Genomic DNA, 14,584 nt, shown 5'->3' on the forward strand with positions numbered 1-14,584 from the left:
CGTCGCCGCACGCCAAGAGAGGACCAGTCCGACGCGCGCCAAGCCAAATTCCTTGCGGAATTCGGTTCGACGTCATCGCCGAGCACCGGCCGTGTTCATGCCAATGCCTACATGGAAAGCCTCTCATTTGATCCGGGAAGTCCCGGACAGGTACGGAATGTCCGACGCCTGACTCTTCCAAGTCAGCGTTAACAATATGTGCCACGGTTGGATGTGTCAAGAATGACAAGGGTTCCGGCTGTGCTGCTGATAGAAATTAACTTCCGGCAAATGCACACTTTCTGTCATTCACCAGACCGATTTATTCACGTTTGCCGCAACGGCGTCGTGAATTCCTCTCACGGTTTTCACAGATTCTCCCGGCGCGGGCAGAATGAAGCAGGCAGGAGAGTCTCCAGTCGACCGATCCAGACAGGATGATCCGTTCCCGGGAGCCTGACCCGGTACCTCCACCCTCGTCCCGACCAAGACTCACAGCAGTGAATCCTGATGCGTTGGCAACTATCCGGGTAATCAGGCGGTTGGGCGGCCGAGGTGGTCAACCCTCTCAGGGGACTCGCGGCACCTTGGCAAACCGTTCCGCCGCTTGCTCTCCCCCAGGCGGGAACCCCGGATCAGTTTTCCCGATGAGCATGCGGGTGCGAGGTCTCGTAGGTCTCACGCATCCGCCGGGTGCTGACGTGAGTATAAATCTGTGTCGTCGTCAGACTCTTGTGCCCCAGCAGCTCCTGAACAGCCCGGAGATCAGCCCCCCCATCCAGCAGATGAGTGGCGAAGCTATGCCGGAGCGTGTGCGGCGAAGTAATCTGATCCAGACCGGTCTGCACCAGATAATGCTTCAGCATCCGACCGATGCTGCGCGTGGTGAGACGCCGCCCGAAGCGGTTGGTAAAGATCGCATCCTGTTCATCTGCAGGAGCTTGCGGATCCACATTGCGGACGTTCAACCAGCGTTCGAGAGCTTTGGAGGCATAGGAACCGATCGGGGCGATCCGCTCCTTTTTCCCTTTTCCATAGACCCGCAGGATGTTCGCTCCACGGTCCCAGGCCGGTTCATCGAGGCCGACCAGTTCCGCCACACGCAACCCGGCGGAGTACAGCGTCTCCAGAATCGCGCGATCCCGCAGCCCCATCGGTTCATTGGCAGGGGGAGCTTCCAACAGTGTGGCGATCTGTTCGGTTGTCAGGAAGTGGGGCAGTTTTCGGCCGGCTCGCGGAGTGCGCAACGCTTTCGCGGGGTTACTGGAGGTGATTCCCTCGCGTGTCGTGTAGCGGAAGAAACTGCGGAGCGCTGCCAGTCGACGGGCAATGGTCGTCCGCGCATACTGGCACTCGTGTAGATACGAGATATACCCCCGCAGAGTGGGGATCGTCAGTTGCTCGGGGGAAGTGATGCCACCAACGCGGTCTTCGAGATAATCGAAAAAACTGGCAAAATCGTCACCGTAGGACTTAATCGTCAACTCGGAGGCGTTGCGCTCAAGTTTCAGGTGTCGCAGGAACTGCTGAACAGACGTCTGCATGAATCTCGATCTGCCGACGGGAGAAAGCTGTGGTTAACCGGCCCCGGAGTACCGGATGCCTCCGATCGCGCCACGTGGAGTTGTGCTCTGGGTCAAACCAAGCTTGCACAACCGCACCTAGCACTGCGCGGGGACCGAAACGTATCGCCCGCTCTTGAGCAGGTTGCTCTTCCAGTGCCTCCGCAGCAGGCGTTTCGTACGGTCATATGCTGGTTTCCGCGTGGCGAGGAGGAGCCCCCCAAGTCAAAATGCCTTATGCGGACCGGCGGAACTTCGGATTTTCCGGAAGGGGTGAATCATCATCCCCTTTCAACCGCCGCACCTTCTGGCTCAGCACGGCAGCGTCATACCAGGTGAAATTCAGTTCAGGATCAGCGGCATAACGTCCCAGCGTCTGCAGAAGCTGGGGAGCGCTTTGATCGTCATACAGGAAGACGTAGCGCTCTCCATCTTTCACGAGGGCAATGACGTTGATGTTCCGCTCCATGAACCATCCCCCTGCCAACCGGGTCCAATAATCCCTTATCGTCGAGCGGGAAAATCGGCGTTCGCCGGAAATGAATCTTTGGAGCCACTTTTGCAGAATTCTGACGCGCCGCCCTTCTGATCGTCGCCAAACGTCGGCCACGAACGGTCCGCATTTTCGTCATGGCAGTTCGTGCCGGAAACCGATCTTCCGGACCGCGCAGCAACACGTCGTTCACAGACTGGCCCACTCGCTTCCGACCGGATTGAATTCATTAACGGATTCACTTCGCAGCGTGGGCTTGAATTCCTGAAGAGACGATGCGATGAATGCGCACTTCAACCGCATGGAACCGACCTCAGAGGATGCCGACGTGACCGATCAACTTCCCCAGGGATTTCAGGCAGCAGGAGTCGCCTGCGGAATCAAGGTTTCCGGGAAACATGACCTCGCCCTGTTTGTCTCGGATCGTCCGTGTGCCGCTGCCGGAGTCTTTACGCAAAACCGGGTTGTCGGTGCGCCGGTTGTCGTCTCGCGCAGCCGGGTCCCCTCCCGCAGCGTGCGGGCGGTCGTGATCAACTCGGGGAACTCAAACGCCTGTACCGGCGAGCGCGGCCTCGGCGATGCGCGGCAGATGACGGCACTGGTGGCTGAACAGATCGCTGCCGGAGAAGAGGACGTTCTCGTCTGCTCGACCGGCATCATCGGCAAGTTTCTGCCGCAGGAAAAGATCCGCAAGGGAATTCAGGAAGCGGCCCAGCAACTGGGCAATCAGCCACAGCATCTGCAGCTGGCTGCGGAATCGATCATGACCACCGATACCGTCGCCAAAATTGTGACCCGCACGCTGAAGCTGAATAGCGGGACGATCACGGTGACCGGGGTCTGCAAAGGGGCTGCGATGATCGCCCCCAACATGGCCACGATGCTCGCGGTCGTGATGACCGATGCCGCCCTTCCGGAAACAGAAGCGGCAACCATGCTCAAGCAGGCTGCGGACCGAAGTTTCAACAATATTTCCGTGGAAGGACATACCAGCACCAGCGACACGGTGCTCTTTCTGGCCAACGGTGCGGCAGAGGTCTCGATTCAGACCGGCCACGAACGCGAATTGATGCAGGCCACGCTGAATGAAGTCTGCGAAGAGCTCGCCCGGAAAATCATTCGCGATGCCGAGGGAGCCCGACATTTCGTCACCGTGAAAGTGCAGGGGCTTCCCAGTCAGGACGATGCCCGCAAAATCGCCAAAGCGGTCTGCGACAGCCCCCTCGTGAAGACCGCCGTCACCGGCAATGATCCCAACTGGGGCCGCATCGTGTCGGCGGCCGGCTATGCGGGGGTCTCCTTCCTGGAGCAGGATCTTTCGCTGGTCTTAAACGGCGTTGTGATTTACGAAGCGGGACGCCCGCTCGACTACGATGAAGCGGCGCTCTCGGCGTCAATGAAATCGGGTGAGGTCGACATCGACCTGCAATTCCGGTTGGGGATGGCGCAGGTCACGTACTGGACGTGTGACCTGACGGCGGAATACATCCACCTGAATGCCGACTATTCCACATAAGGCGGCAAGAGAAGCCCGTCAGGCGGAAAAACGTTCCCGCAACAGCTGCAGCACCTTCCGGTTTCCGTCCGGAAAATGAAGGGTGTCCAGATCTCCCACGCGAACCCAGCGGAACGGGGGGAGGGGGGAAGCTGTCGGCTCCACTGGCTGGCAGAGCAGGAAGGAGAGATCCACGGTTCCATGCGCGTAGTCATGAACCGTCCGATCAAGGACTTCCACGGGCCGGACCCGCAGTCCTGTCTCCTCCAGACATTCTCGAACAGCGCAGTCCTGCGGCGTCTCTCCCGGTTCGCATTTGCCCCCCGGGAATTCGTGCATTCCGCCGAGGACGATCCCGGCACTGCGGACCCCCACGAGCAGTCGACCCTCGTGCAGTACCACTGCGATCCCAATGCGGGTCACTGCGGGAACTTCCGAAGCTTCCCTGTTGCGGTTCTTCATTCGATGTCACGCACTCTTTCTGACTCCGTTTCCAGAGCGACAGCCCGACGATCAAAAACCGTGTCGGCACCAGAAACGAGCCGACAGAATAACCGACAAATTCCGGTGTCGGCATCGATCGCTGCGTTGCCAATTGTCCGCAAAGACGGCTAAACGGATTTCAAGCGGCTCCAGAGTATCCTGACTTGTGATCTAGCCGCCCCTGACGGACGTCTGGAGCTTTTTCCTCTCTCAAAACCTCGGCACCAAGTCACTGGAATGAGCAACCTGCTCTAACCGACAGCCTCGCGTTCTTTCGTATTGATACTGAGCGGACGCGTGGCGTCCAACCCCAGCGATAACAATCCCGATAAAAACAGGACTCCGGCACAACAATAGAAAATCATGCGCTGCCCCGCTTCCGGATTGTCGGTCATCAATTGCAGCTTGGGGACCAGCTTCGCTGTCGCAAATGCACCGAGGTTCCCCCACATGTTGGTCCAACCCAGTGCGGAGCCGGTGGAACGTCCACCCACATCCTGCAGAATGGCCCACAGACCTGGATTCCCCAGATCGACAGAGAACGAGACAATGCACAGGCAGATCACGGCCTCCCAGGCAGTCGTTGTGGACAGGCAGCCCAGATAGCCCAACCCGGCGATCAATCCGGACAAAGCGAGCGGCAGCACCCGCCCCCACCGACGTCCCAGAAAACGGAGACTCAGGTCCGCTCCCAGACCGCCCGCCAGCTGCCCGATCATGCCACAGCCGAGAACGACCGAAACCATCTTGCTGCCCAGCACATCATCGACGTGATGATGATCTTTCAGGAAGCTGGGAAGCCATGTGATCAGGAAGGCCCATCCGAGATTCACCAGCAACAGATACAGCGAGGCGAGCCAGAGTGTCCGGCTGCGCAGAAACCCTGCCAGCATCCCCCCGAGTTCGGGAGCGGTGACCGGCTTCTCCGCGGGAGGCTCACCGATAAAGGCCCGCTCCGCCTCATTCACAGCCGGATGTTCCTGCGGGCGGTTGCGGACAGTCATCCAGTACAAGGCTGCGATGACCAATCCGACCAGACCATCGATCCACAGGGCAGGTCGCCAGTGTCCAAACTGGACGACCAGCAACGTTGTCAGCCAGGGAGCCAGTGTACCGCCGGTTCTTCCTCCCACGATGACGCAGGCGCTTGCCAGCCCCCGTCCCTGAACCGGAACCCAGCGTCGAATCACTGCGCCGCAGGCCGGGTAGGCTCCCGCTTCAGCCGCACCACATAGCAGCCGCATCAGCAGCAGCCCGCCGAAGCTGCTCATCAGACCGGTCAGTCCGGTAAAGACCGACCAGAAGACGATGTACAGCGTCAGCATCGTCCGGGCACCAAACCGGTCACTCGCCCAGCCGGCCGGAACCTGACACAGCGCGTAGGTCAGAAAGAACGACCCCAGTATGGTGCCGATCTGATCCTTCGTCAGGTGAATTTCACCCCGGAACGAGTCCGACTTCACAATCTCTGAGAGACAGATCCGGTCCAGATACAGGATAAATGCCATCAGCATGCTGACGGCGATCACCCGATAACGAACCCGTGTCGGAGATTGTGAGATCATGCAGCCCAGGCCCGTCGGAGGAAGGCGACAAAGTTGCCGTAGAAAATTCCGTCGATGTCTTCTTTTGAATAGCCGCGGGCCAGCAGATGACCGCTGAGTTTGCGCAGGTCGGCAATGCTGTCGAGATCCAGTGGAGTCTGCTCCGTTCCGAATCCGCCATCCAGATCGCTGCCGATCCCGATGTGCCGGGTGGAGCCGGTCAGCTGGCAGATGTGGTCGATGTGCTCGCAGATTTTTTCGATCCGCAGATCAAACTCGCGAGCCGTTGACCGCAGATGGGCCCAGCCCTGTACCATCATGATGGCATCGAACGCCATCCCGATGACCGCTCCCCGTTCAGCCAGTGCCTTAATCTGATCGTCGTCGAATTGCCGGTTCCAGTTGGCGATGGCGCGGCAGTTGGAGTGGCTGGCCCAGACCGGGCCGTTGTAATGGTTGAGTGCATCCCAGAAGCTTTCATCACAGAGATGGGTCGCATCCAGAATGATCCCCAGCCGTTCCATTTCCTTGAGCAGATCGCGTCCGCGAGGTGTCAGCGGACCCTCGGCGTCGGTCCCCATTCCGTAGACGCCCGGCCCATAATGCACCGGTCCCAAAGCGCGCAGTCCGTTCGCGTACGAGTCTTCGAGATTTCTCCAGCTGACGATGGAGTCTGCACCCTCCAGACTGAGGATATATCCAATCGGGAGTTTGGACTGACTTCCCGGCTGGGCGTTGAGCCATTTGGCGAGATGCGAATCGAGTTCCCGCCGATCGCGAATTTGAACCAGTTCGCCGCAGGCCTCCATTTCGCGATACCAGGCGAGCTGCCCCTGAGTCTGGGCCCAGGCCTGTTCGGGGCTGGTCCAGCCCGGCATACGGGAGAAGTAATCGACCGAACGGGCGATCTGGGTCGCCACGCACAGCCCCACGTTCCCGCGACGCATTTCCGGAAAGCAGACGGTGTTTCTGGTCCGGAACCGCTGATCCGTCATTCCAAGCTCATGCCGCCGGATGCGTTCCTGAGTCCACCGCAGGTCACGATTGAAATCGAGTGCGTTGTAAGAGAGGTCCAGATGCACGTCAAAAAGCAATTCCGGCACGTAAGCAGAATCGGACGATGGGGAGGACATCCAGCTCTCCAGGATGGAATGGGAAGTCGATCAGGAACTGAGCGCACCAGTCGCGGTCAGCCCAGGGTATGGAAGCTGGAGAAAACTGACCGTATTAGCGCTCGCAAGTCAAGGAGCTGACGCGAAAGAATAGCCGGACCTTTGTTATCGACCGATCCAGGAAGTGATGAACGCAGAAACGACAGAATCCGCCGGACCGGACGAGCCCGCGAATCAGACCGGCTCCACAGACCCCTCGTGATGCGCGGATCTGCTCTGCCGGGCACCGCGTAACAGCAAGCTGACCATTCCGATCCCCAGTACGATGCCGACCGCGTCACTGCACCAGTCGTACACGTCCGGGATGCGTCCCACGAACCCCTGCGTGTATTCATCGAATGCCGCGTACGCCAGCATTGCCAGCACCAAGGCGACCGCCGGAATCCGCAACCGCTGACGATCAAGAAACGCGAAGGCGGACAGGATCGCCAGCACCAGATAGGCAGCGCAATGGATCACCTTATCCCAGCGGTTGACCACCTCGCTCGCGGGCGGGGGAATGGGAATATGCGTCGTGATGTACAGAACGATGGCACCCGCCAGCCAGCAGGAAACAACGGTGATGGGCGAAGTTCTCAAGACCAGCTTCAACATGAATTACGAGACCGGAATCCAGTAGGAACGGCAACGGCGCCTGCGGGTTATCGTGCGTCTACGGCGAGTGCGTCAATCCCCATCCGAGGTCTCGTTCACGCGGGGCCCAACTCATAAAGACTTAAACCGTCATTGATGCAAGACTCGGCATCGACTCCTCCTGCCGAAAGACAAGGCTTTTCACGCGACTGCCAGTTCCACCTCGGCTCGCCAGGCAGCGACACCAGCATCCAGACGGACATCTCACCCGCCGCAAAGGCCTGCAGCGGCAGAATCCGACAAGTTCCCCTTTCGCGTGAGCGGGAAGCCTCCTCCTCTCTCTTCACAGATTCGGGAGAGCGTTCTAGGATGCCGAGGGGGAAATTTTCAGACCACCCGATTGTTCTTAAAGTAATCGTAAGCCGGAATTTTGGCCGTGCGCGGCCGATCCGCGAGAGAAGGCAGCACCAATGTCCGTGGAAATCAAGGTCCCTGCGGTCGGCGAGTCGATCAGCGAGGTCTTTATCGGTGAATGGTACGTTTCGGAAGGGACGTGGGTTGACGTCGACACGAACCTCGTTGGCCTGGAAACCGACAAAGCGACATTCGACGTTCCGGCGCCTGCAGCCGGTGTGATCACCAGCATTGTGAAAAAGGCGGGGAACGCAGCCGGAATCGGCGAAGTCATCGCTCAGCTGGAACCCGGACCGAAGCCCGGCGGAAGTGATGCAGGCAGCAAGCCCGCTGCCCAGACAGACGCCCCCGCGAAGAAAGCCGAAGCCGCCCCGCCGGCCCAGGCCGCTCCTGCAGCCAGCGGCGCTCATGTCATGCCGGCCGCAGCTCGTCTGGCAGGAGAAAACCAGATTATCCCCGCTCAGGTCAAAGGGACCGGTCCGGCCGGTCGCGTGCTGAAAGAAGATGTCCAGCGTTCGCTGACTCCTGCCCCCGCAGCCTCCACCCAGATCGTGTCGACCAGCGGCCGCGAAGAGCGTCGTCTGCCAATGTCGCCGATGCGGCAGACAATTGCCCGGCGACTCGTCGAGGCCCAGCATAACGCGGCCCTCCTGACGACATTCAATGAATGTGACATGACCGCAGTGAAGGAACTTCGCGAAAAGTTCCAGGACGGCTTCCAGAAGAAATACGGCATCAAGCTCGGCTTCATGTCATTCTTCGTGAAGGCCGTCGTCGACGCCCTCAACCAGTTCCCTCAGCTGGGAGCCCAGGTGGAAGGGAACGAACTGGTCTACCGGAATTACTGCGATATCGGAGTCGCGATTGGTGCCGGCAAAGGTCTCGTCGTCCCCGTGCTGCGCAACGCAGAGCGGATGGGCTTCGCGGATATTGAACTGGCGATTGCCGAATTCGCCAAGCGGGCCAAAGAGAACAAGATCGGCCTGCAGGACCTCGAAGGGGGAACCTTCACCATCACGAACGGCGGCGTTTACGGTTCCCTGTTGTCGACACCGATCGTGAACCCGCCCCAGAGCGGTGTGCTGGGAATGCACGGGATTTTTGATCGGCCAGTCGCCATCAACGGCGCCGTGGTGGTTCGCCCGATGATGTACATCGCGTTGACGTACGACCACCGGGTCGTCGATGGTCGCGAAGCGGTTTCGTTCCTGCGACGTATCAAGGAAGCGATCGAAGAACCGACCCGCCTCGTCCTTGAAATCTGAGAGGGCGTCTGGTTGAAGATCCGGAGCCGGTTCTGAAATTCAAAAAGCGGCGAATCCTTATCAGGCATTCGCCGCTTTTCTTGGATGGAGCTCGCTGTTCTTTCGGAACATCGCGCAGTCGGCACGGGTCAGCCAATCTCCTCTCAGAACTTGACTTTCCCTGCGTCTCTCACACTTCGGAGTGCCCCCGAAGAGAGGCCGGAACGGCATTGATACGCCGCATTGCTTTGATCCACTGCGTTTGCCTGGAACAGTCAAACGCAGCAGAACCGCATGATAGATCCCGGTGAGGCCGTCGGCGACTCGCAGTGAAACTGGCTCTTTCCGTCCTCGCAGAGCGCGCATTCCGATTGACCGAAATCGCTCGTTGCAAGGCGAGAACGGGAGGATTTCCAGCCCGGCCTGCTCTAACCGATCTGCAGAGCTTCGAGCTGTTGCAGTGCGTTGATTGCAGCCTGAGCGCTTCCTGCTTCGGCCATGAACTTGCGTGCAGCCTTGAGCAAGGTGAAATCCACAGCTTCGCCACCGCGCGGAGCTGCCACAGCCTTGGCACCGGGGCGACGCACCTTCACCGAGCGACTGCGACCTGGACGCAGGCCCATCTTGCGGCGAGCATGAGAAAACGCAACATTGCAGGAGTTGCGGTTAATTGTCTGGCCGGGGAACCGCTTCTGCAGCTCTTCGAACACGTCGCGGCTGGACATGGACGGGGTTTCCTTGAGCAAAGCTCGAATTTCCGCCGACATGTTGAATTCGCCACGAACCGCTTTTTTCTTCGCCATGAGACTCTCTTTCATGAGGAGCGTCGGAGCCCAAACCGGAAGCTCTTTACACAAAGGCTAATTGACACGTTTGAAATAATGCCCGCTGTCCATTTGCCCTCCCCCTCAGCAGTTACTGGACCATTCGGAGCCAGAACTCATCAGATTTCCATCAGCATACACTGCAAGAAACAACTCGCAGATTAGATTCTGATTATGGTCAGCAACTCAAATTCAAGCGAATATTTACTGTCCGACTCAACCAATGCAAGCCTCTGACACCAACTACCGGACTTATGTCGGGTAAACATCTTCGCAAACCGTCATTTCCTGTCCCTTTTTGCTCCAGCCGCAACAATTACCCCATGCGATGAACTTTCTCGACTTCAGTAAGTGCATTTGTAAGAGCACTTGACTGACAACCGAAACGGGCAAGCTTCACGGTTTACTGGAGCCGACATCACGCCCCGTGAAACACCCGATTGTAGCTGCAAATTGCCGGCCATTTCGTTCCCTCGCACGAGCAGATTTCCGGATTTCGACGCTATTCAGGCGACTCTCAATCCAAACACGGGCGATAAACAGAGACTTCAAATTCGTCAAAACTTAGATATCTCCACGGGCATAACCCCTTGTTTCTGCAGCTTGCCAGGACAAAGTGCACGCGAGCCGCCGACCCGTGAGGGTTTTCCTGCGTCAGTCTGAAAGCATTCGACCGTTGACACCGAAAGGAAGGCTGTAGCAGCGTTGCTAATAGGCAGGCAGACTTAATTGTTGCAGCATTTGCGAAATTTCGACAGTAAAAACCTCTTCATGGAGACAAGACTGTGAAATCTTTCGGGGCGTCGAGTCGGCTCATTGGCCTTGCCATCCGTGTCGTCAGTCGACTTTGATACCCTATACAGCCTTCACAAACGGCGTCCTCAGCCACTCGTTCGCTGGCCTGTTAGAATGCTCTCCTCGCGACACCAGAACAAATGATCACGCATTTCTGCCCAGCGACTGCAAACTTGATGTTCGCCGTCCAACCGTCTGTTTCCACCTCGTAATCCCCTCCCGGCCCCGCTCAACGCTGCACCTGCGCCCATGACGAACCTCCCCGCAGCAGCAACGGCTTCACCGTTCGCCCGTGGCCTGGCGATCGAATTCATCCTCGCCGAACGCTGAAACGCCAAAAGGGTACCGACGCTCCAGCCTCGGGGACACATGTCGAGGGGATTATCGGAAGTCTCCTCCGGACAGATGCGATGGAGAGTCGACGATGCACTACACTGGATCCTCTGGTGGACCACTTGGCTCCCTCCAGACCCTGACCATTGCCTGCGCATCAGCGATCGAGTGAGACGATATGCCACCCCGGTTCGAAGAATGTTCCCAACTCGTCGAGCAGTTGTGCGTGGCCATTCCGCAACTGGAATCAGCGGCTCACAGCTGCCAGTTGCGGCCCCTCCCAGAGCGGGAGTGGTACGAACTGCTGCACCGCAAGCTGCGACCGCAACTCGGTGCACAATCGTTCCTGATTGTTGCCGTGGTGGGGGGAACCAACATCGGCAAAAGCGTCATCTTCAATCACATCGCCGGTGCCCAGCTGAGTGCAACCAGCCCTCTCGCATCGGGAACGAAACACCCGACGGCACTCTTGCGGGAAGACCTGGCCAACCGCATTAACCTCGAAGAACTCTTCCCCGGCTTCGAAATCACCCGTTGGGAAGCTCCTCAACAACCGCTCGAAGAGGACACACGCGACCTGCTGTTTTACCGCTGCAGTGACGCCCCTCCTGAAAACCTGATTGTCCTCGATACGCCGGATGTCGATAGCGTGGCCCAGGTGAACTGGGTGCGGGCCGACCACATTCGACAGAGTGCGGATGTGCTGATCGCCGTCCTGACCCAACAGAAATACAACGATGCCGCAGTAAAAGACTTCTTCCGGAAGGCGGCTCAGGAAGACAAGCTGGTGTTCGTCGTCTTCAATCAGGTGCAACTGCCCGACGACGAGGGCTATTGGCCCCTGTGGCTGGAGACGTTCTGCAAAGAGACCGGAACCAAACCCCACGCGGTGCTGCTGGCATCCTACGACAGAAAAGCGGCCGAGGGAAATCGCCTCCCGTTTTACGAGCGGACCTGGCCACTGCCCGCTGAGCCGAACACCGAGCAACGACAGCCGTTGAATCTGCTGGCCGAGCTGTCACAGCTCCGCTTTGGTGAAATCAAGCTGCAGGCCCTCTCCGGCGCGTTGCGCCAGCTCGTCGACGAGTCGGCGGGCATTCCTGAATGGCTGCGTGAGATTCAGTCCCGTTCGACACAGTTCGGAGAAGCTCTGGAACTGCTCTCCGCCAACCGCCTGGTCGAAATCAACCGCTGGCCGACACTCCCGAATTCGGTGCTGACATCAGAGATCCGCCACTGGTGGAGCGAACAGCGGGAAGGGCTGACCGCGACGGTGCACGGCTTTTATCAAAAGCTGGGGAAAGCGCTCGCTTATCCCGTGCAAATTTATCGCGAAAAGCGCGGAACCCAGCCGCTCGATCCGATCGAAGCGTATCGCGAGCGAGAGTGGGAAACAGTGCTCGAAGTGCTGGAGCGGGCCATCGAACGACTCAGCTGGCTCCGCGATCTCGGGAATCCGCTGCTCACTCCGCGACTGAATGAGCTGCTCGGCGGAAAATCCCGGGCGGACATCATCGAGAAAATCCGCCACGAACATCAGCAGCTCGACCTCACCCAGCAGGTCAAGCAACTGATTGATGTTCAGTTGCAACAGTTCCGCCAGGATCGCCCTGATGCTTATAAACTGTTTCGAAAACTCGATTCCGCTGCTGCGGCAGCCCGTCCTGCCATCAGTGTCGCTCTGTTTATGACCGGAGCCGGGCCACTGGCCCATGTTGTGGGACCAGCCGTCACTGACACCGCCCTCCACGGGGTGATTCAACTGGCAGGCGATGCGATTGGCGGAACGGTGGTCACCGCTGTGGGAGATAAGGTTCTGACCGATACCGCGTCGACCGGAGCAGGGTATGTGGAGGCCCGATTCCGCCAGCTGCACGAGTCCTTCGCACAGCAGAGGGCCAACTGGATGGCTTGGCAACTCGAAAAGCACCTGTTCGAGAATCTCCCGCAGGAACTTTCCGAGGCTTCCGGGCTGACGCGGCATGCGGCTTTTCGCGAGGTCCGCACGCTGGTCAATCAATTGAGATCTGCCCTGGGAAGCAGCCTCCGTTAACCGATTGTCAGTGGGGATTTCTCCCCCGGTTGCTGTTCAGGGCTCCGGAGAAATTCCCGGATCGCTGCTCCCTCTTGACGCCCAATTTTTCATCTCCTAGTCTCCGACGCTCGGAGTCTTTTGGGTTCGATCGCACGAATCGCCGCTTCCCCCGGGCTGGGATGCCCAAAATCATACATAAGAGTTTTCTATCAAAAAGGTTGAGAGAATGGCTGAGTTGCTCCCTCCGCATGGTGGTCTGTCGGAACCTGTCTGCTGCACCGTTTCAGAAAAAGACGCCGCCGCGTTCAAGCAGGAAGCTGCCGGCCTGAAGCAGGTCCCTGTTTCTTCAGCCGATGTTTCCAGCGTTTACCGGTTCGCTGACGGGACATTGAGCCCGCTGACCGGCCCGATGGATCGCAAGACCTACGACCGGGTTCTGGAAGAATCCGTGGTCGAGTCCAATGGCAAGAAATACGCCTGGACCATTCCGATCGCCTTCCCGGTGACCGCGGCTCTCGCGAAGACCCTCGCCGTCGGTGAGAAGGTCGCACTGACCAATCCCGAAGGCGAAATCATCGCGACGCTCGACGTCAGCGATGTCTATCCCTGGGATAAGTGCAAGTATCTCTCTTCCGTCTACGGAACAGGCCGCGTCGATCATCCGGGTGCCGACATGGTCCTCAAGGGCCCGGACGCCGAGAAGGCCTTCCTCATCGGCGGAACAATTCGCGCCCTGCCGCAGCCGAAGAACCCGAAGTTCGGGCAGTACGTGCTGACTCCGCGCGAAGTCCGTAAATTGCTGGCCGAAACCGGTTGGGATGCTGCTGTCGCCTTCCAGACCCGCAATCCGCTGCACCGGGCTCACGAATACGCCCTGGTGTACGCTCTCGAAAAGCTGTTGAAGGATGGCAAGAACGCCGGCGCTGTGCTGAATCCGCTGATCGGTGAGACTAAGGGTGACGACGTCAACGCCGTCGTCCGTATGGAAACCTACGAGAAGCTGATCTCCGAGCGCCAGATGGGCGACGGTGACAGCGATGTGGAACTCTGGAAGAAGCGCGGCGAATCGGTTCCCGACCGCGTGAAGCTGCTCGGCCTGGACATCAAGATGTTCTACGCCGGCCCGAAAGAAGCCATCATGCACGGCATCTACCGCCAGAACATGGGCTACAGCCACATCGTGATCGGCCGCAAGCACGCCGACGTCCCCTACTACGACGGCACCGCCATCTGGGGCGACTTCGATGCTCAGGAAATCTTCAACAAGCTGAATGGCGACCTGAAGATCAAGCCCGTGAACGTTGGTTTCGCCGCTTACTACGATTCCATGGGCCGCGTCGACCTGATGGAAAACCACAAGGACGAGAAGCCGGTCTTCATCTCGGGCAAGGACGTGCGGAACACGCTCGTTAAGGGTGAAATGGTCGATCCGCGCATCATGCGGGAATCGACCTCCCGCATTCTGGCCGCTGCGATGAAGCAGTAGTCAATTCTTGGGACGTTAAATTCATAAGCCACGCACTTTCGGGTGTGTGGCTTTTTTTGTTGGCTCCAGCGACCCCAGGTTCCTATTTCAAGGGCGAATTGACTCCCTTATCCTCCAAAGTTTCCCCGGCTCGCCTGGCAGCCCATGGTGGT

Annotated in this window: 11 protein-coding genes; 4 read left to right on the plus strand and 7 right to left on the minus strand. The window is 58.7% G+C overall.

Annotated elements, in window-relative coordinates; translation table 11 throughout:
* Positions 1-614 precede the first annotated feature (614 nt).
* Complete coding sequence (xerC, locus tag SH664x_RS13155; protein WP_437201613.1) at positions 615-1,523, minus strand: tyrosine recombinase XerC; 909 nt, start codon at positions 1,521-1,523, stop codon at positions 615-617.
* 253 nt (positions 1,524-1,776) lie between these two features.
* Complete coding sequence (locus SH664x_RS13160) at positions 1,777-2,010, minus strand: hypothetical protein (protein WP_437201615.1); 234 nt, start codon at positions 2,008-2,010, stop codon at positions 1,777-1,779.
* 304 nt (positions 2,011-2,314) lie between these two features.
* On the opposite strand from SH664x_RS13160, the gene argJ reads away from it, so the two are divergent.
* Positions 2,315-3,550, plus strand: a complete 1,236-nt coding sequence (gene argJ, locus SH664x_RS13165) for a bifunctional glutamate N-acetyltransferase/amino-acid acetyltransferase ArgJ (protein ID WP_437201617.1) — start codon at positions 2,315-2,317, stop codon at positions 3,548-3,550.
* A gap of 18 nt (positions 3,551-3,568) precedes the next feature.
* Here the strand turns inward: argJ and SH664x_RS13170 are convergent, their stop codons facing one another.
* From SH664x_RS13170 to SH664x_RS13185, 4 genes are all read right to left on the minus strand, one after another.
* A complete protein-coding gene (locus tag SH664x_RS13170) occupies positions 3,569-3,991 on the minus strand; it encodes a (deoxy)nucleoside triphosphate pyrophosphohydrolase (protein WP_437201618.1) in 423 nt (140 codons plus the stop codon).
* Between the two features lie 272 nt (positions 3,992-4,263).
* A complete protein-coding gene (locus SH664x_RS13175) occupies positions 4,264-5,577 on the minus strand; it encodes an MFS transporter (protein WP_437201620.1) in 1,314 nt (437 codons plus the stop codon).
* Positions 5,574-6,689: a dipeptidase gene (locus SH664x_RS13180; RefSeq protein WP_437201622.1), complete on the minus strand. Its 1,116-nt coding sequence runs from the start codon at positions 6,687-6,689 to the stop codon at positions 5,574-5,576. The genes SH664x_RS13175 and SH664x_RS13180 overlap by 4 nt, the downstream gene beginning before the upstream one ends.
* Positions 6,690-6,902: 213 nt before the next feature.
* Positions 6,903-7,322, minus strand: coding sequence for a VanZ family protein (locus tag SH664x_RS13185; protein ID WP_437201624.1), 420 nt, complete (start codon positions 7,320-7,322; stop codon positions 6,903-6,905).
* A gap of 449 nt (positions 7,323-7,771) precedes the next feature.
* Here SH664x_RS13185 and odhB point away from each other — a divergent pair, with 449 nt between their 5' ends.
* Entirely contained in the window at positions 7,772-8,980 is a 1,209-nt protein-coding gene (odhB, locus tag SH664x_RS13190) for a 2-oxoglutarate dehydrogenase complex dihydrolipoyllysine-residue succinyltransferase (protein WP_437201626.1), read from the plus strand.
* 407 nt (positions 8,981-9,387) lie between these two features.
* Here the strand turns inward: odhB and SH664x_RS13195 are convergent, their stop codons facing one another.
* Complete coding sequence (locus SH664x_RS13195; RefSeq protein WP_437201627.1) at positions 9,388-9,762, minus strand: hypothetical protein; 375 nt, start codon at positions 9,760-9,762, stop codon at positions 9,388-9,390.
* 1,327 nt (positions 9,763-11,089) lie between these two features.
* On the opposite strand from SH664x_RS13195, the gene SH664x_RS13200 reads away from it, so the two are divergent.
* Together SH664x_RS13200 and SH664x_RS13205 are read left to right on the plus strand one after the other, a co-directional pair.
* A complete protein-coding gene (locus SH664x_RS13200; RefSeq protein WP_437201629.1) occupies positions 11,090-12,964 on the plus strand; it encodes a hypothetical protein in 1,875 nt (624 codons plus the stop codon).
* A gap of 208 nt (positions 12,965-13,172) precedes the next feature.
* Positions 13,173-14,432 (plus strand): sulfate adenylyltransferase, encoded by a 1,260-nt coding sequence (locus tag SH664x_RS13205; RefSeq protein ID WP_437201631.1) that lies wholly within the window; start codon positions 13,173-13,175, stop codon positions 14,430-14,432.
* The last annotated feature ends 152 nt before the right edge of the window (positions 14,433-14,584 follow it).

This window comes from Planctomicrobium aquicomposti, assembly GCF_051466325.1.
Taxonomy (GTDB): Bacteria; Planctomycetota; Planctomycetia; order Planctomycetales; family Planctomycetaceae; genus Planctomicrobium.

What these genes read in the sequence shown, in the direction of transcription:
- xerC (WP_437201613.1), bottom strand. Translation starts at nt 1,523, where the DNA reads ATGCAGACGTCTGTTCAGCAGTTCCTGCGACACCTGAAACTTGAGCGC.
- SH664x_RS13160 (WP_437201615.1), bottom strand. Translation starts at nt 2,010, where the DNA reads ATGGAGCGGAACATCAACGTCATTGCCCTCGTGAAAGATGGAGAGCGC.
- argJ (WP_437201617.1), top strand. Translation starts at nt 2,315, where the DNA reads ATGAATGCGCACTTCAACCGCATGGAACCGACCTCAGAGGATGCCGAC.
- SH664x_RS13170 (WP_437201618.1), bottom strand. Translation starts at nt 3,991, where the DNA reads ATGAAGAACCGCAACAGGGAAGCTTCGGAAGTTCCCGCAGTGACCCGC.
- SH664x_RS13175 (WP_437201620.1), bottom strand. Translation starts at nt 5,577, where the DNA reads ATGATCTCACAATCTCCGACACGGGTTCGTTATCGGGTGATCGCCGTC.
- SH664x_RS13180 (WP_437201622.1), bottom strand. Translation starts at nt 6,689, where the DNA reads ATGTCCTCCCCATCGTCCGATTCTGCTTACGTGCCGGAATTGCTTTTT.
- SH664x_RS13185 (WP_437201624.1), bottom strand. Translation starts at nt 7,322, where the DNA reads ATGTTGAAGCTGGTCTTGAGAACTTCGCCCATCACCGTTGTTTCCTGC.
- odhB (WP_437201626.1), top strand. Translation starts at nt 7,772, where the DNA reads ATGTCCGTGGAAATCAAGGTCCCTGCGGTCGGCGAGTCGATCAGCGAG.
- SH664x_RS13195 (WP_437201627.1), bottom strand. Translation starts at nt 9,762, where the DNA reads ATGGCGAAGAAAAAAGCGGTTCGTGGCGAATTCAACATGTCGGCGGAA.
- SH664x_RS13200 (WP_437201629.1), top strand. Translation starts at nt 11,090, where the DNA reads ATGCCACCCCGGTTCGAAGAATGTTCCCAACTCGTCGAGCAGTTGTGC.
- SH664x_RS13205 (WP_437201631.1), top strand. Translation starts at nt 13,173, where the DNA reads ATGGCTGAGTTGCTCCCTCCGCATGGTGGTCTGTCGGAACCTGTCTGC.